Origin of the sequence: Luteolibacter sp. AS25 (assembly GCF_046736275.1) — a bacterium.
Taxonomy (GTDB): Bacteria; Verrucomicrobiota; Verrucomicrobiia; order Verrucomicrobiales; family Akkermansiaceae; genus Luteolibacter.
Map to the genome: position 1 here is coordinate 2,334,605 of NZ_CP151837.1, position 16,804 is coordinate 2,351,408.

The window sequence follows — 16,804 nt, forward strand, 5'->3', positions numbered from 1 at the left end:
CTAGTCCACCTTTTGACAGCCGCGAGATCCACCCCTTGACCATTGCAACTTTTGATGCAGCTTGTCCGGCATATGACGCGCTTTTTCTCCCTCACCATAGCCTGCTGTGGACTCGCCTTTACATCGCTCTCAGCCCAGGACGCCTCCGAGCAACCACAAACCACCGATACAGCCACAGAGGTAAGCGATCCATTGGTCCCCCTGGATATCCTGAAGCTCCGCCTGACACCTCTCACCCAGGATGAGCTCAAAGCGGAATCGGAGACTTGGCAGTCGCTCGTTAAAGAAAAGTCCACACGCATCTCGGAAATGGAGATTCAACTGATTGAGAAAAAAGGAAATCAGGACTCTATCCGCACTGAGCTCCTCACCTTGCGTGACGAGAAGGCGAAAATCATCAGCCGGGCTCAGGCAGTTCTCAGCGCCTATGAGCTAAAAGGCGGAGACGCATCCAATCAAAGAAAATACCTGGCCGCCACAGAAGGCATCGAAGCAAATCTGAAGAACCTCAGCACCCGCTACCATCTGGTTATCAACTGGTTGAAATCCGAGGAAGGCGGATTTGCTCTGCTCGGAAGCATCATTAAATTCCTCCTCATCGTTATCGTTTTCTCGATCATCGCAGCTGTCGCCAGCAAGATCATCAAAAGCGCCTTGGATAAAGAACAGGCACTTTCCTCCCTTCAGGAGAATTTCATCAACAAGATGAGTAAACGGGCAATCCTTGCCATCGGTTTCATTGTAGCTCTGGGAACGATCGGCGTAAATGTCGGAGCCGCTCTGGCATTGATCGGCGGTGGTGCATTTATCCTCGCGTTTGCCCTGCAGGATAGCCTCAGCAACTTCGCCAGCGGCGTTATGCTTCTCATTTACCGTCCATTCGATGTGGGTGATGCGGTGGAAGTCGGGGGTATCAGCGGATCAGTGGATAACGTCAGCTTGGTCAGCACCACCATACGTACTTTCGATAACAAGAAAGTCCTCCTCCCGAACAGTAAGGTCTGGGGGGAAACCATCACGAATATCACGGGGATGCCAAACCGCCGGGTGGATATGATGTTCGGCATTGGCTACAATGACGATATCGATAAAGCCCAGGAGATTCTTGAGCGCATCGTGGATGAGCATGAGCTAACCCTCGAAATTCCAGAGCCGACCACAAAACTTCACGAACTGGGGGAATCCTCGGTAAACTTCATCTGCCGCCCGTGGGCAAAAACCTCCGACCATTGGACCGTTTACTGGGATATCACCAAACGTGTAAAACAAGAGTTTGACGCGGCAGGTATCAGCATTCCTTTCCCGCAGCGCGATATCCACGTCTATCAGGCTGGGAATTCCGGAGGGCAGCCCGTCATTCCTACCCCTTCCGCGTAATTATCCCTGCTGTCGAACAGTCCCTGAAAATATTCAGCTCACCCAGCACCTCGTTTACCGTTGAAACCCGCGCATAGCGGTCTCTCAACGTAGCGAGGGAAGCTTCGTGAAGCTTCTCAGTCACAGTCGCGCACGCATCGTCCACCAAGGTGACGAAATAGCCGAGATCACAAGCATCACGTGCAGTGGTTTCCACGCACTCATTGGTATAAACACCAGTGAGATAGAGGGTCTTGATTCCCATGTTTCCCAAAACGTAATGTAAATTCGTGCTGGAAAAGACCCCACTCGCGGTCTTGTTGATGATAATTTCGTCCCCCACGGGAGCCACCTCTTCGAGAAATTCCGCATCCTTGCTCCCGGGGGCAGCCAAAAGATGCAGCCTACGATGTCCAGCCCCCCGGTCACGCCCGTCCTGTGTCAGGGCACAAATACGGCAGTGAATTACCTCCAGGCCACTTTCGCGGAAAGCATCCTGAAGCACCCTCATTCCCGGGAGAACCTTCTTTTTTAGCCGGTCGAAATAGTATTTCCGGCTTTCTTCAGGAACTCCGCTTTTGTCAGGATCGGCAAATAATCCATGCCCCTCCGCCGCATCCAGATACTGAACGTCGATACACATCAGAGCCACCTTGCCATCGGCAAGATGCTCCGCGCGCCGGGGGTTCGTTACAAACGCCTCGCGATAATTTTCAACCAGTGGATCTGAAATTGCGGCTACAGTCATGGCGAAAACCTAAACACCGGAAATCAAGATTGCAACGGAACGCGAACCGGAGAGCGCCCTACGGGTGCAGCTCAAGTGCCGATACATCCTCATTCTCCTCTTCCATGGATTCATGGCTACTCGGTGGGGCTGTGCCTCCGAGGAAATCGTAATATTCCAGCCCTTCGAAGAAACCTTCCAATCCGGTTTGCCCTGCGTGATAGAGCAAAGGGCGACTGTGCAGCTGGCGTAAAACCCGGTCCGCGTCCTTCGGGATAGCAGATAAATTTCTTCCCCGCACTGCGGAAGCGTCGTTCCCGTATGTGCCGAAATAATAAATCCGCCCGGGATCAATACCCCAGCGGTTCTGGAGATACCTTAGTCCCACGTCCTTGCCACTGCGGACGGGAATCACATCCACATAAATCTTCGCGGTCACGATCACCTTCGCAGAAATCCCCTTTTCCCGCAGGATTCTCTGGAGAGCCAGACGGCTGCTAGCCCGCACAGAGGGCATAGTATAGGATACCTTGAACTTATGCTGGTATGACTCCTCCTGAAGTTCCAGGCCGTCGACCTGCGCGAGCGCCTCCTCTACCGCAGCACGGTGCCAGCGGGAGGCGATCTGGTTTTCCCAACGCTCATCCAGCACACCAGTCTCACCGTAGCGGATCTCGGATCCCAGACCGGAAATAACAAAACCCGGTTCCGGCATCTTGCAGCGGCGGATTACTTCCCAAGCCTCATCGAATGAAAGTCCGGTAGCGATCCCAAATCCGATATTTCCCCCTTTGAAAAGGTCCCGCCAGCGCTGGAGGACTTCTTCGGATTGCTCTTCGATTCTTGGTAAAAGATCCATCACCACCCAGCGATCGCGCTCGACCAGAGATCTGCGGCTACCACTTCGGTAGACCGTTTTCTTTGGAGGAAGGACCTTCATCAGCTCGTCCAGATAGGTGGTAACATGGGCATCCCAGGAATAATGGGTTCTAACCTCTTCATGACCCCTTTCGGAGAGTTCGCGCTGCTTCTCCGGATTGGAAATAATCTCCTCGATCGCCTTGCCCATTGCCTCTTCATCCAGAGGATCAATGAGGATACCATTTTTACAGTTCGCGATGATATCGCGAGGCCCACCATCGTGGGTGGCTACCAAAGGTAATCCAGCAGCTGCCGCTTCCAGCAATGTCAGGCCGAAGGGTTCGGTGAATGCCGGATTAACAAAGACACCTTTACGCTCCGCAGCCCATCTGTAGAACCCGGCCACTTCCGGCGCTTTGTGAGTTTTCGGATACGCGATATTTCCGTATAAATCCCCGTTATCAATCCACCGCAGTAGCTCCTGCCAGACTTTTCTCGTCCCCGGTGGCAGCTTCATCAGCACCTCGCGATTACCACCGATCACGATTAGATTGGCGTTCTCCCGTAGCCAGGAATTATTCGAAAAAGCCCTCACCAGTGCCGGTAGATTTTTCCTCTCATCGGCACGGGCAATGGTGAGCACAGCAGGTTTGGAAGGATCCCGTAAAAACGGCGCCAGCTTTGCATCTATTGCAGCTGCCATCTCGGGAGTCCCCGGACCATCGAATCTACTGAGATCCACCCCCGGAGGGATGACGCGCATCCTGCTCTCCGAATGTTGATCATACATCGCATATTGCTCGTCAACCTCTTGCTGTGTGCTGGTGCACACCATACTCGCAGAGTCCAGGCTGAGTTCCTCGGCCTCAATTCTTGCTCCGAGATTGTAGCGTTTCTCCATTTCAGTCGAGTCCACCCCACCTTCCACCAAGCGCTGGCGTTTGACCCGTCCGAGGGAGTGACCGGTGAACACAAAGGGACATCCCAAAACAGCAGCGATCTGCCGTCCCACATACCCCGCATCCGCATAATGTGCATGAATCAGATCAGGCACCCGCTTTTCCCTGCGTAAATATGTGAGCGTTCCATCGATGAAGGCATCAAGATGTCTCCATACCACCTCTTTTCTCAGGTAGCGGCGCGGTCCCGCCTCCACGCGGATTATGTCGGACTTATCATTAAGGACCTCCCTTGCCTGGGAATAGTCATCTGAAACCCTTGGGTCGAAAACCCGTCGTGTCAGCAGCGAGGCGCGCTTCACCCTGTCGTCTTTCGACAAAGCTTTCACGAGTTCCAGCACATAAAGACATTGCCCGCCGGTGTCAGGATCCCGCCCAAGCTCCATGTTCTCACCACGGATTAATCCGTGGATGGAAATGTGGATGATATCCAGTTTTCTCCCCGCCGCTGTTTCAGTTTTCATAATCGTTACAGTAAAATTTCCCGACCTCTATTTCTTCTCAGCGAAAGCCCCGAAATGCCTCAGTCCTTCGACAATCCCGGAGGCGCATGTTTTCCCGGCATGAAATACATCCACATCTCCCAAAACCTCTTTAAGTTCCGGTTCCGCATTCTTCGGAGTGATGCCGCGCACGCCATCTACCAGAAACATCGATGAATCATTCCCGGAGTCGCCAGCTACCACAACCTCGTCAAGGCCGACTCCCAGATGAGCCGCCAGCCAGGTAATCGCGTTTCCTTTGTTCGCAGCAAGCGGAAGCACATCCAGATCGCGTGCCGTGGAATAAATAACCTGTGCGGAAAGCCCGGCTCTCTCCAACAAACTCCGTAGTCCCTCCAAGTCCTCTTCTTTCTTATCATGCCAGAACCAGCTACTCTTCCACGCGTGCTGATGCTCCGGTGGTTGCTCCTTGATTTCCTGAAGCTTCTCAACGATCTCCCGCACCTTTTTAAAATCCCACCCTTCGTCCAGCTTGGCCGCAAACTGCTCCATCATGATGGCATTCTCCACATCGAAGATCATCGTCCCCACACCGGTAATGAAAAAGTCCGGCTGTGGCATCCCGTTTAGCTCTATGACCCGCTTGGCATCCTCATCCAGACGCCCCGTGCTATAGACCAGAATCGGCCTGTTGGATTCGTTTTCCTCCCAAGCCTCAATGAACTCCGCCGTAGCGTCAGGCTCGCCAATCAAAGTGCCGTCAAGATCCGAGCAAAATAGCCGGACGTTCTTTTTTTCACGCATATATCCGAGACTAGCACTGCCCCGGATTATCTCAAGTAGTCTTGCGTATTTAGCCAACTGGCCTGCAAAGCACAAATGGCGAGACCACCAGCGCCTCAAACTCAGTATCGCCCTTCTGCCACTGCTCGGCATGTAGTTCTCCGATTTTCACCATATCTCCGGCTTTCAACCAAGCCTCCACCTTCTCCTTTTCATTTACTGAAATCGCCGCACCCACCTGCGTCAGAGAAAGCTCAGTATCCACGAAAAACAATACCCCGCTCTGATAATGTGGAGCCAAATATTTCCAGCCTACCGTCCCGGTATATTTTTCCAGCTTTTCTTCCACCGTGCTCCGGTCTTCGCCGAGCATAGTGTATTTCATGGGCTCTGGTGTGTTTGATTCTGGTGAAACCATGCACATCGGGTAAATCGCCGACTCAGGAAACTCAAGCTCCATTGAAAAACCTTCGGAAATGCTTACTTTCGTTCCCTCTCTGATTGGTATCTATTTACCCCAGATGAAAAAATGCCCGTATTGCGCTGAGGAAATTCAAAGTGAGGCCATCAAATGCAAGCACTGTGGCGAATTCCTGGAAGGATATGGCCCCACACCTCCCCCCCTCCCACAAACCCACACGCAGCCCTGGTATTTCAGGAAACCGTTCCTGATCATCATGCTGCTGAGCATCGGCCCCTTCGCACTTCCGCTGGTATGGTTCAATCGAAGCATCTCGAAGAAATGGAAAATTCTCATTTCCCTCATCACATTGCTGGCCACTTACTTGCTCGGGCTTCTTACCAGCTACGCGCTTGCGTCATTGCAGGAAAGCCTCCAGCAACTCCAAGGCCTTCAGGGCGGCTTTTGAAACCAAGCCTTACTTCTTAACGCCGGGTCATACTATATCATGAAATTCTGCCTTCTACTGCTTCTCTGTATCCTTCCGCTATCGGCACAGAATTACGGCCTTTCGAATGAGCGCCCGCCCGCCGTCACCCGAGAGTTTCGTGCCGCATGGGTAGCAACCATCTACAATATTGACTGGCCTACGAAAAAAGGCCTCAGCGCCGCCAGCCAACAGGCGGAAGCCCGTAAAATCCTCGATAAACTCGTTTCCCTGAAAATGAACGCCGTGATCCTTCAGGTCCGGCCACACGCGGATGCTCTCTATTCCTCCAGCCTCGAACCCTGGTCCCCCTGGCTAACCGGCACGATGGGCGTATCACCAGGCTATGATCCGCTTGCATACTGGATCGAGCAGGGACACGCACGGGGCATTGAGATCCACGCCTGGTTCAATCCATTTCGCGCACTTTCCAATACCTCCCACTCCTGCAGCGGAAACCATATTTCACGCACCAAGCCTCACGTAATAAAAAAATACGGTAGCATGTTGTGGTGTGACCCCGCCCTACCGGACACCCGCTCCCACGCGCTTTCTGTCATTTTGGACGTAGTCCGCCGTTACGATATCGATGGAGTCCACCTCGACGATTATTTTTATCCCTATCCGTCTGGAAACCTCCGTTTCAATGATGGAAAATCCCCCTCCCAGCGCCGTGCATATGTTGATGGCTTCGTTAGCCAGCTGTATTCCGCCGTGAAGAAACAAAAGCCTTGGGTCCGCGTTGGAATCAGTCCGTTCGGAATCTGGCGTCCGGGTGTCCCAAGCGGTATCGAAGCCGGAGTCGACTCCTATGAAGACCTCGCCGCTGACTCCAGAAAGTGGCTCAAAAACGGCTGGGTGGACTACCTTGCGCCACAGCTGTATTGGCGCATCTCTCCTTCAAAACAAAGCTACTCGGCACTGCTCCAATGGTGGCGTCAGCAAGGATCCCGCCCCGTCTGGCCGGGGATCGCAACCACCCGTATCCACTCTTCGGATGATCCAGGACGGCCTGCATCGGAAATCATCAATCAGATCAGCCTCTCCCGCACCATCGGGAAAAACTGGGTCGGGCACATACACTGGAGCATGGCCGGACTCATGAAAAACCAGGGAGGGATCAGCGACCAGCTCCCGAAAGCCTACACCCAGGCCGTTGCAGTCCCACCCATGCCGTGGCTCAGTAAAGCCACCCCTCCCACCCCCAAGGCTGGAGCATCCATCTCGGGCGATAGTACATCCATCCGCTGGCTGAAAGACAACGCGGCCGCCAAGATTGCAGTCCAGGCCCGTTATGGAAACACCTGGTACACAGTAGCTGTAGTGCCTTCAGGACTAGAGAAGATCAGCATCCGCGCAGCAGATGCCGTTGCCCTCTCATCACTCGACCGTTTCGGGAACATTTCAGCTCCAAAAGTTCTCGGTAAAAATTAACCCTCAACGGGTAGAATAATGCACCTGTGTTCCATCTCATCGAAAGGCGTTTCCTAGTGCTCCTTTTCAAGTCTGAAGCTTCCCGCATGCAGGCCTGAATATCGTCTAAATGAAATTCTCAAGTTTTCTCAAAAAACTTTGAACGATCCATTTATCTGGGAGTCTTAATCCCTGAAGACCGCGCGAAAGCCGTGTTTTCATGTAAGGGTGAACAGCAGTTGTCAGCCTCATTATGCCTTCGGGTGTGTTGAAGTTGTTCAGCTTAGCCGTCGGGGTGGGTGCCCCGGCGGCTTTTTTTTGCCTGGGGAAATGAAGAGTTAGAAATTCAGTTGGGTGACAATTCCCGAATAATTATACCGTATTGCATTTTGCGCATAATCCTTGATCACCTTTTTCGTTATCAACTCGCTATCAATAACTTAGCGAAAATAAATAAAATTAGGGAACGAAGCATTTCTCGGCTTAAAAACCCCTTCGAGTCTGAAAGAGCGCAAATAACGTCAGCCCCTACAATGGTAAATTGAGACACTTTTTCGGTGACATAGCATATTTACGTTGTCACTCGAAAGAGATTGCATTTCCATCGCCAATCTCCCCGTCGAATCCGTATGATTAGCTCAACTCAAGAATTAGACCACTATCTTAACAACAGTGATCGTATTGAGAAAAATAAAGTCTGCGCGATAGATACCGAAGCGGACAGCCTTCACCGCTACAAAGAGTCTCTTTGCCTCATTCAGTTCACCGCTGGTAAGGACTGCGTTCTAATCGATCCGCTCGCAATCGATGATCTCTCCCCGCTGGACAACTACTTGGTCGATGCAACCGTTTGGATGCATGGTGCGGATTACGACATGACCATGCTCAAACGTGAATTCGGGAGACTCCCCGAGACCGTCTACGATACGCAGATCGGTGCACGTTTGCTCGGAGTGAAGAAATTCGGACTGGGGAACCTCGTTGAACATTACTTCGACGTCACCCTTTCCAAGACCTCACAGAAAGCTGATTGGGGGAAACGCCCTCTCTCCGAGAAAATGATCTCCTACGCTCTCAACGACGTCCATTATCTTCTGGAAATGGGAGAAAAAATTGTCTCTCAACTAAAGGAGAACGGTCGCTACGAGTGGTTTACAGAAAGCTGCCAGGCAGCCCAACAGAAAGTTGCCGAGCGCGATGATTCAAAAGACGAGCAATGGAGAATCTCCGGCTCAGGAAAACTAACCCCATACGGTCTTACCTGTCTTCGTGCCCTTTGGCATTGGCGTGACAAGGAAGCCGAATCCTGGGACCGCCCGTCTTTCATGGTCTCCACAAACAAGCACCTCATTGAGTGGGCCCTCCGCTTGGCAGACAAGAAAACGATCGATCTCCCACCACATTTCCGTGCGGAACGCGTTAAGCGCTTCAACGATATGCTAGCGGAAATAGATCAGGTGCCCAAAGAAGAGTGGCCACTGCGTCCAGTTACAAAACGACGCAAGCGCGACAAAGACTTCGATCAAACAGTCGATAAATATCTCGCACTCAGGAAAGAAGTTGCAGCGGATCTCGATATAGACCCGTCGCTCATAGCTTCCCGCTCCGTGATTGAGACGATTGCAGCAAAAGAAGCCGAGCCAGCGGACGTTCTGATGAGCTGGCAGCAGAAACTCCTGGGTCTGTAGGACGCTGGAACGCCCTCTGGCACTGCATTTTTGATGCATCCCACTAAATTTCTCCTCATTTAGGTTTAGAAATCCGGAATCTACGTCTAGAACCGCTCCCATGTCCGCTGAAACCAGCACCCAATTTTTCACCAGTCCGGAGATCTTTCCATTGCGCGAAGGCGCCTCTCTCCCCGGCATCACCATTGCCTACGAGACCTGGGGCACCCTGAATGAGGAGAAATCGAACGCAGTCCTTCTCTTTCACGCACTCTCGGGTTCCCATCATGCAGCAGGCCTCAATACCGGAATCCCCGGCATTGGCGACCTCTGGCAGCCCGAGCTCCACCACGGTTGGTGGGAAAGCATGATCGGCCCCGGAAAAGCGCTCGATACCGACCACCTCTTCATAATCTGCCCTAACTATCTTGGAGGTTGCTACGGCTCCACCGGCCCCGCCTCCATCAACCCGGAAACAGGAAACTACTGGGGCTCCTCTTTTCCTTCCGTATCCGCATCCGATCAGGTCGATGCCGCAGCACTATTGCTGGACTCATTTGGTATTGGGAAATTGAAGGCAGTTGTCGGCCCGTCCGTAGGCGGTCTCATTTCTCTCACCTTTGCCACCCGGCTTCCTGATCGCGTGGAAAACGTCATCAATATGGCTGCAGGCTTCAAAACCACGGTCCTCAATAAGCTGATTCTTTTTGAGCAAATCCTAGCGATCGAGAACGATCCGAACTTTGCTGGCGGTGACTTCTATGGAAAAAAGCCACCTCTCTACGGTCTGGCACTTGCCCGTATGATTTCCCACAAAACCTTCGTCCATCTCGATTCCATCGAAAATCGGGCAAGGCAGGATGTCATTCAAGCAGAAGACGTCCTTGCCTGGTATCGTGTCAGTGATCAGTTCCAGAGCTACATGCTTCATCAGGGGAAAAAGTTTGTTCGCCGCTTTGATGCAAACACCTATCTCCGGATCATTGACCTGTGGTCCCGGTATAACGCACTCAACGAATCCGATGCGGCGACTCCCGAAGAGCTCTTCGCACCATGCAAGGCAGCCGGACAGAAATGGCTGGTCTTCTCGATCGACTCCGACTTCTGCTTTTACCCGGAAGAGCAAGCCGAGCTAGTCAAGCACTTGGAAGATTCCGAAGTGGAATCGATGCATATCACAGTTCACTCGGATAAAGGTCATGACTCCTTCCTTCTCGAGCCGGACCTCTACACTCCACACATCGCTTGGGCACTCCGATGATACGCGCTCACATTTTTATCTCCGCTGCCATCATTATCGGGCTTGGCTTTCTAGGCATGAGCCAGTTGGGCGAAGCTGCAGGAATGGCATTTCTCTTGGGCAGCATGACGCTGGGAGGCGGATTCCTGATCTGCGGACTATTTTCCATAAAGATGCTATGGCACGGCATCGTAGGGGCAGGCGTCCTTGCCCTCCTCGGCGTGGGGCGGGGCGTAATGAATCTTCCCGATCTAATGAAGTTTTTAGCTGGAGACCGCGGTCGCGGCCTTGCTCCAATCCTTGAGTTCATCGTTTTCCTGGTCTGCGGAGTCCTGCTTGTCCAAGTCTACAAGACATGGTCGGCGGAGCGCCTCCGGAAAATGATGATCGAGGAGGAAGAGTAGCCGGCTATTCCCCGGCGGGAGACACTACCGGCGCCTCAGGTTTTTCAGGCTCGGGCTTTGGAAGTAAATCCTCCCACTGATGAAGCTCATATCCACTACCCAGACCACCGATCTCCTGAAGCAGTTCGTGGCATTTTTGCCTCCACGCATCATAATCCGGAGGGCCGTTCTTCGCCTCACGACTACCGGGAAACACCAGATAGCTAACAGTCAGATCGGATACAGGCCGGCTATATGACGAGGCCTTTGCATTCAGCTCTTTCGCCATCCGGAGAGAGGCCTCTCCCACCTTGAAGGTAGGACCACCATCACCCACGATGCATGGATAGAGTTTTTCCCCGTAAATGATTACAGCATAATCCCCTACCTTCGGAGCAAAAGGATCGGATCGATCCGTCAAGAGGTTCACTGGAATGACCATAAAAGGATCATAATCAGCTATTAGATAACTCCGGGCCTTCAAGTCTTGTATCCCCCGTTTCAACATCGCGATCCTATCCTTGAGCCATCTCTTACGCTCTGCTGAAATCTTCGGGTCGTTCAGCTCTTTAGTCCCGGCAACAATCCGGTTCTCCCAGCCCGCCACCATCGGATTCGGAGTTTTTGTCCGTTTCGTCCATCCGTAACTCGTGAATGGCTGGTAGTAGGTTGAGTTGACAATGGAATCCGGCATCGTTGCCAGGCGATCTCCGTCAGAGCCATCCGATACCACATCCATCTCAGCCTGCATGAAAAACACCTTCCTGCCGGACTCGGAAGTAATATTCAGGATCGTGTCACAATCGTAGATGTTATGCTTTGTAAGTAGCTCATTGAGCGCATTTGCATCCCGTCGCACTCGGTCCGCTTTATTCTTATAAAGAGTGCCATACCATTTGGAAACTTTCGCTGTTTCCAGCAACTTCGGAAGCGCGGGGAGAATCGCTGAAAGTTTATTATTGGTAATCTCAAGGTCTTCCACCGATTTCGCAGCAGTAGGCAGCACTAGCTTAAGCTCATACTTGGCCACATAGCTGTTCGCTTCCTCACGCTCTTTCGATGCGATTGAGCCCTCCTCAAAAGTGATTTCCGTCTGAAACGGGATCCCGCTACGCATTTTACGCACATCGGTGATTTTCCCGAGGGGCATTGGAGTAAAGGCAGGGGCAGCCGAATCCTCAGTTACCTCTTCCACGCTAGCCTTGTCGTCACCCTGAAGTTTCAGGGCGGCCAGCTGAGTCTCCAACTCCTGCTCCATTTCAGCTCTCAGGCGTTGCTCCACCTGCAACCTCAGGGTATTCTCGTCCGTCTGTTCCCGTGGTCTTCTGGCTTCCGCCAGTTCCTTCAGGTTTCTGGCCACTTTTGCCGGGATTTCAGTGAGAAACGAGGCCATCACCGCAAGCACCAGAACTAGAAAACCTACTCCAAACCAGGGGAAGTTCCTTTTCGTCTCGCTGCGCTTGATATTCTTCTCTGACATACACGGAAATCCTAAGCATTCCTGTGCCCACAGCGCAATCGAAGCTTTTCCGCGTTATTTCAAATACCTGGCAGTTTTATCTTGCCAATAATCACGCAATTTGTAGGTTTCGCGCCCCATGCCACGAGTAGGAGGAAAAGCAAAAACACGGAAAGCCGTCGCCAAACGCTTCAAAGTTACTGGTACAGGTAAGGTCCTTCGTCGTCATCAAGGCAAACGCCACTTGCTGCAAGGCAAGAGCCGGAAGCGCAAACGCGCTCTCGGTAAAGCAGGTCTTGTTTCCGACGCTGACATCAAAAATGTCAAAGAGAACCTTCCTTTCCATTGATAGAGAAGTAAAACGACGCTACGCACCCGTCCGCGATTCGGACGGCCTTTACGCAGCCTGATCCGGAAACCCCGGAGACACGAACAGGTGAGACTGCGGAAGGAACGATAAAAAACGACTTGTTCACAACCAAAGAAACTAATGCCAAGAGCCACCAATTCGCCCGCCAGTCGCAAGCGCCGTAAGCGCACGATTCTGCGGGCAAAAGGCTTCCGCGGATTCCGCTCGAAGCTCTTCCGTTACGCCAAGGACGCAGTCCGCAAAGCGCAACAATACGAATATCGCGACCGCAAGAAGCGTAAAGGTCAATTCCGTCGTCTATGGACACAGCGTATCAACGCTGCTACCCGTGCCGAAGGTCTTACCTATTCCCGCTTCATCGAAGGCCTGAAAGCCGCCGGTATCGAAGCTGACCGCAAGATCCTTTCCGATCTTGCCATCACTGATGCCGCTGCATTCTCCGCCATCGTAGCGCAAGCGAAGAAAGCTCTCGAAGACAAAGCGAAAGCAGCGTAAGCGAGTAGCATCCAAGCTAACCACTTCAAAGCCGTTGGATCGAAAGTTCCAACGGCTTTTTTCTTGGATAGATTCCGCCCGAAGATCCCCAAGTCCCCAATCATTCGGCATTGCCCATTTCTCAGGGCATGTTAACTATTTTATTCCATGTTCGAAGTCAGACAAAAGCCAGAAATGGTCGAGCGCGCACTAATTGTGCGACTATATTTTGACGCTCGCGAACAGGAAGAATCCTCTTCCCTTCTTATTGAGCTGGGCGAACTCGTTTCCACCCTTGGGATCGAGGTTGTAGAGTCGGTTCTTACCAAACCGCGGGAAATGCAGAAAAAATTTCTTTGTGGTACCGGCAAAGCAGCTGAAATCGCAGAACTCGCAAAGGCCCACGAATGCGATGTCATCGTCTTCGATAATAACCTCGCCCCCTCACAGCAACGCGAATGGGAACGACTTTCAGACCTATGCGTAATCGATCGTGAGGAAGTCATACTAGATATCTTCGCAAAACGGGCCCAGACACGCGAGGCCCGCCTTCAGGTCGAGCTTGCCAGAATGCAATACGCACTCCCCCGCCTCGCGCGAATGTGGGGACACCTTGACCGTGAGTCAGCAGGCTCCGGCGGTGCCGGCGGCGGCGGCACATCCCGCGGCATGGGTGAGAAGCAAATCGAAGTCGATCGTCGACTCGCGCACATGAGTATTGATCGCTGCAAACGCGAATTGGAAGTCGTCCGCAAACAACGAAAAACCCAGCGCAAAGAGCGTGAAAAATTGGGCACACCGCACGGGGCCATCGTTGGATACACCAATGCTGGAAAATCCACTCTGCTGAACCGGCTTTCAGGATCCGATGTCATGGCGAAGGATATGCTCTTTGCCACCCTCGACACCACCACACGCCGTATCGACCTCCCGGATGGCCAACCTCTACTAATCACCGATACAGTTGGATTTGTCAGAAATCTCCCACACAGACTTGTTGAGGCTTTCAAGGCTACCCTTGAGGAATCCGTCTTGGCTGATTTCCTTGTCCACGTCCTCGACTCGACTTCACCGGATATACAGAAGTTCCACGATACCACACTGGAAGTCCTGGAGGAACTCGGAGCTTTGGATAAGCCAATCATTACCGTATTGAACAAAATTGATCGCGTGACGGATGTGGAAACACTCGCGAATCTTGACCGCGCCTTCCCCGATGCTCTCCGCGCCTCCTCACTTCATGGAGACGGAACAGATGCTCTACTCAAGGAATGCTCGCGGGTTCTGGCGGACCGCGTTTCAAGGCAGCAATACAGAATACCCCAGAAACGAGGAGACATCCTCAGTTTACTCCATCAGGATGCAAAAGTCCTTTCCACTGAGTATGAACAAAACGACATACTTGTCTCAGCCGTAGTTCCTCCAACTATCGCCGGAAGACTTGAAGAATTCTTAGTACCCGCCTGAATCTTCTGCTAAACCAAACCGTCCTACCAACATCATGCTTCGTCCCCTGTCCACATTCGTATTCATCGCACTTCTAAGTGCCAAAGTTCTCGCTCAGTCACCCCTGCAGCAACCCGGCACTGTAATGAAAGCACTGCCGCTGAATGCGGAAGGCGTGGCAGTCCCTCCAACCCAACCTCTGACACCCGGCAACGTTGCAGGTATTAACGAAATCGAACCTGCTCCGCTATCGGTTAATCCAATTGAGCTGAAGCCAACCGGGGAAAACGCAGTTAGACTCCAGATCTTCCTCGATCACATGAACTTTGGTCCAGGCGTTATCGACGGGAAAATCGGACAATTTTCAGAACTTGCCGTAAAATCCTGGAATGAAGCCAACGGATACCCGATTGATAGCTGGAGAGAAGTAAATCTCGCAGCGCAGAGATCAGTCCCAAATCCCTTCGCAACGGCCATCGTTCCCGCTGTGGTCAAAGATTGGGTCAATCCGAACCTCCCTTATAAGAAAGCCGAACAGGCAAAGGTTAAAAGGATGTCCTACCGAAGCAACGGTGAGTTCATGTCCGAACGGTATCACACAGACGTTCCCTACCTCATCTCGCTTAACTCTTCATCGAAGATAAACAACCTAAGCAGCGGTGACTCCATCATAGTCCCCAACGTCAGTGCTTTTCAGATCGAAAACCTTACTGGAGCGGCATTCAAGGAAGACGAAGCGCTCAGTCAGCGCCACGCAGTCATCGACACCAAACTAAACCAGGTCCGCATCTACGAGGCAAACCTCAGAGCATTGATCGTAGCTGACCCGGAAGCAGATACCCCGGCACGGGTGGCAAACCAATCTCTCGTCGCAGTATTTCCGATTACACCGGGTAAACCGCAATTTATCAGGTATGGAAAATGGAAAATGCAGAACGCGGTGGAACTACCTGTCTGGCGCTACGATCAAACTCTTCTCGATACAGGGAAACGCTCGAATAACTCATTGAATATTCCCGGTGGACCGAACAACCCGGTGGGTGTGCTCTGGTGTGGACTCTCCAAGCCGGGAATCGGCATGCACGGCACTTCTGATCCTGAGACCATTGGACGCTCACGCTCCTCCGGATGTATCCGCCTGGCGAACTGGGACATTGTCCGCATACCGGGAATGCTTCGCCCTGGTTGCAGTGTCGAAATTCGATGAGAACATTCACCAAATTTTCCCTCCGCTTCGGGGTATACCTGCTGGTTCTGGCCTACGTAGCGGGGGATCTTTTTGTTTTCGATGGACCTCTGAAAAAACAAATCGGATCAAAGGATCCGAACAGCGCTGAGGCAATCGCGGAAGCCAAGGCAAATGGAGTCGTAGCTCGGGTCTTCAATCGTCAGATTACACGAAGCCAACTGGACTATGCCATCAACGAACATTTGTGGACATCCGGCCGGTCTATTTCCGACATAATTAATCCCGAAGAAAAAACACTTCTCACCTATGCCGCCTTGGGTGAGTTGATCGATCACGAACTCCTCAGGGTGAAAGTGAAAGTCAACACCGCCGAACTGCCGGTCTCAAAGCAAGAAGTCGATGCCCGGCTCAAAACCTTCATAGGAAAATTCGAGTCAAGGCACGCCATCGAGACAGCGATGATTTCACAAGGAATTCCCAATGAAGAATCGCTGAGAAATCGGATCGCGGCCCGCATTCAGCAGGAAAAGTACATCGCCCTCAGAGTTGATCCGCTGGTCGCTGTAACAGAAGAAGAAGTTCAGAACTTTTTCGAAGCTCATAAACCAGAGCTCGTCGTTCCTGAAAGAGTGATGGCCCAACATATTTTCATCTCCACTTTGAACACCCCTTCCCCAATTGCGAAGCAACGACTCGAAACAGCCCTAGCGGCGCTGGAAACCGGTGAGACGGACTTCTCGACCATGGCTCTCGAATTGTCTGAGGACACAGCAACCAATGAAAATCAAGGCAACTTGGGGTGGATGTCCAAGGAGCGCCTCCCTTCTGATTTTGGAGAGCAACTTTTCGCACTGGGAGTAAACAAGCCAACGCTGATACGAACAAAAATAGGTTGGCACCTGGCAATCCTGAAAGAGCGAAAAAACAGCCGTATATTGACCTTGGATGAGGCACGGGAGAAAATAACCGAAGCATTGATCTCAGCAAAACGTCACAAGGCAGTCATGGATTTCAAGCGAGCCTTGCGAAAGTTCGAGGAACACAAAATCGATATCTTCCACGATCAATTGGTGGCATACTAGCTGAAGAAAAATCACTCAAAATCCGGATCTTTATCTTAAAACCACAAAACTTGTTTTGTGGTTTT

The 16,804-nt window shown here is 52.1% G+C and carries 16 protein-coding genes; 11 read left to right on the top strand and 5 right to left on the bottom strand.

The window, feature by feature from the left end:
- The first annotated feature begins 72 nt into the window (after positions 1-72).
- The gene (locus tag AAGA79_RS10860) at positions 73-1,377 is read left to right on the top strand and encodes a mechanosensitive ion channel family protein (RefSeq protein WP_411825824.1); all 1,305 of its coding nucleotides are present in this window, start codon (positions 73-75) and stop codon (positions 1,375-1,377) included.
- Here AAGA79_RS10860 and AAGA79_RS10865 read toward each other — a convergent pair.
- Genes AAGA79_RS10865 through AAGA79_RS10880 form a run of 4 tightly spaced genes read right to left on the bottom strand, consistent with a single transcriptional unit; the run spans position 1,361 to position 5,514 of the window.
- Positions 1,361-2,104, bottom strand: a complete 744-nt coding sequence (locus tag AAGA79_RS10865) for a cysteine hydrolase family protein (RefSeq protein WP_411825825.1) — start codon at positions 2,102-2,104, stop codon at positions 1,361-1,363. The two genes, AAGA79_RS10860 and AAGA79_RS10865, sit on opposite strands and share 17 nt — an antisense overlap.
- A gap of 58 nt (positions 2,105-2,162) precedes the next feature.
- On the bottom strand, positions 2,163-4,367 hold the full coding sequence (locus AAGA79_RS10870; RefSeq protein WP_411825826.1) for an HAD family hydrolase: 2,205 nt from the start codon (positions 4,365-4,367) through the stop codon (positions 2,163-2,165).
- 27 nt (positions 4,368-4,394) lie between these two features.
- Positions 4,395-5,150 carry an HAD-IIB family hydrolase gene (locus AAGA79_RS10875; protein ID WP_411825827.1) on the bottom strand — a complete coding sequence of 252 codons (756 nt, stop codon included), beginning with the start codon at positions 5,148-5,150 and terminating at the stop codon, positions 4,395-4,397.
- 49 nt (positions 5,151-5,199) lie between these two features.
- Positions 5,200-5,514: a DUF2288 family protein gene (locus tag AAGA79_RS10880; protein WP_411825828.1), complete on the bottom strand. Its 315-nt coding sequence runs from the start codon at positions 5,512-5,514 to the stop codon at positions 5,200-5,202.
- Positions 5,515-5,605: 91 nt separating this feature from the next.
- Here AAGA79_RS10880 and AAGA79_RS10885 point away from each other — a divergent pair, with 91 nt between their 5' ends.
- From AAGA79_RS10885 to AAGA79_RS10905, 5 genes are all read left to right on the top strand, one after another.
- Positions 5,606-5,998, top strand: a complete 393-nt coding sequence (locus AAGA79_RS10885) for a zinc ribbon domain-containing protein (RefSeq protein ID WP_411825829.1) — start codon at positions 5,606-5,608, stop codon at positions 5,996-5,998.
- A 39-nt stretch (positions 5,999-6,037) separates the two neighbouring features.
- Entirely contained in the window at positions 6,038-7,450 is a 1,413-nt protein-coding gene (locus AAGA79_RS10890; RefSeq protein WP_411825830.1) for a glycoside hydrolase family 10 protein, read from the top strand.
- Positions 7,451-8,058: 608 nt separating this feature from the next.
- Positions 8,059-9,117 (top strand): ribonuclease D, encoded by a 1,059-nt coding sequence (locus AAGA79_RS10895; RefSeq protein WP_411825831.1) that lies wholly within the window; start codon positions 8,059-8,061, stop codon positions 9,115-9,117.
- A gap of 100 nt (positions 9,118-9,217) precedes the next feature.
- Positions 9,218-10,357 (top strand): homoserine O-acetyltransferase MetX, encoded by a 1,140-nt coding sequence (gene metX, locus AAGA79_RS10900; protein ID WP_411825832.1) that lies wholly within the window; start codon positions 9,218-9,220, stop codon positions 10,355-10,357.
- A complete protein-coding gene (locus AAGA79_RS10905) occupies positions 10,354-10,740 on the top strand; it encodes a hypothetical protein (RefSeq protein WP_411825833.1) in 387 nt (128 codons plus the stop codon). The genes metX and AAGA79_RS10905 overlap by 4 nt, the downstream gene beginning before the upstream one ends.
- A gap of 4 nt (positions 10,741-10,744) precedes the next feature.
- Here AAGA79_RS10905 and AAGA79_RS10910 read toward each other — a convergent pair whose 3' ends face one another.
- A complete protein-coding gene (locus AAGA79_RS10910; RefSeq protein WP_411825834.1) occupies positions 10,745-12,199 on the bottom strand; it encodes a glycoside hydrolase family 75 protein in 1,455 nt (484 codons plus the stop codon).
- Positions 12,200-12,317: 118 nt separating this feature from the next.
- Here AAGA79_RS10910 and rpmI point away from each other — a divergent pair, with 118 nt between their 5' ends.
- The 5 genes from rpmI (at position 12,318) to AAGA79_RS10935 (ending at position 16,739) form a co-directional block, all read left to right on the top strand.
- Positions 12,318-12,527, top strand: a complete 210-nt coding sequence (rpmI, locus tag AAGA79_RS10915) for a 50S ribosomal protein L35 (protein WP_411825835.1) — start codon at positions 12,318-12,320, stop codon at positions 12,525-12,527.
- Between the two features lie 141 nt (positions 12,528-12,668).
- Positions 12,669-13,043, top strand: a complete 375-nt coding sequence (gene rplT / locus AAGA79_RS10920; protein WP_411825836.1) for a 50S ribosomal protein L20 — start codon at positions 12,669-12,671, stop codon at positions 13,041-13,043.
- 147 nt (positions 13,044-13,190) lie between these two features.
- Positions 13,191-14,489 (top strand): GTPase HflX, encoded by a 1,299-nt coding sequence (gene hflX, locus AAGA79_RS10925; RefSeq protein ID WP_411825837.1) that lies wholly within the window; start codon positions 13,191-13,193, stop codon positions 14,487-14,489.
- A gap of 34 nt (positions 14,490-14,523) precedes the next feature.
- Entirely contained in the window at positions 14,524-15,675 is a 1,152-nt protein-coding gene (locus AAGA79_RS10930) for a L,D-transpeptidase family protein (protein WP_411825838.1), read from the top strand.
- Positions 15,672-16,739, top strand: coding sequence for a peptidylprolyl isomerase (locus AAGA79_RS10935; protein WP_411825839.1), 1,068 nt, complete (start codon positions 15,672-15,674; stop codon positions 16,737-16,739). Before AAGA79_RS10930 ends, AAGA79_RS10935 begins: the two co-directional genes overlap by 4 nt.
- Positions 16,740-16,804 lie beyond the last annotated feature (65 nt).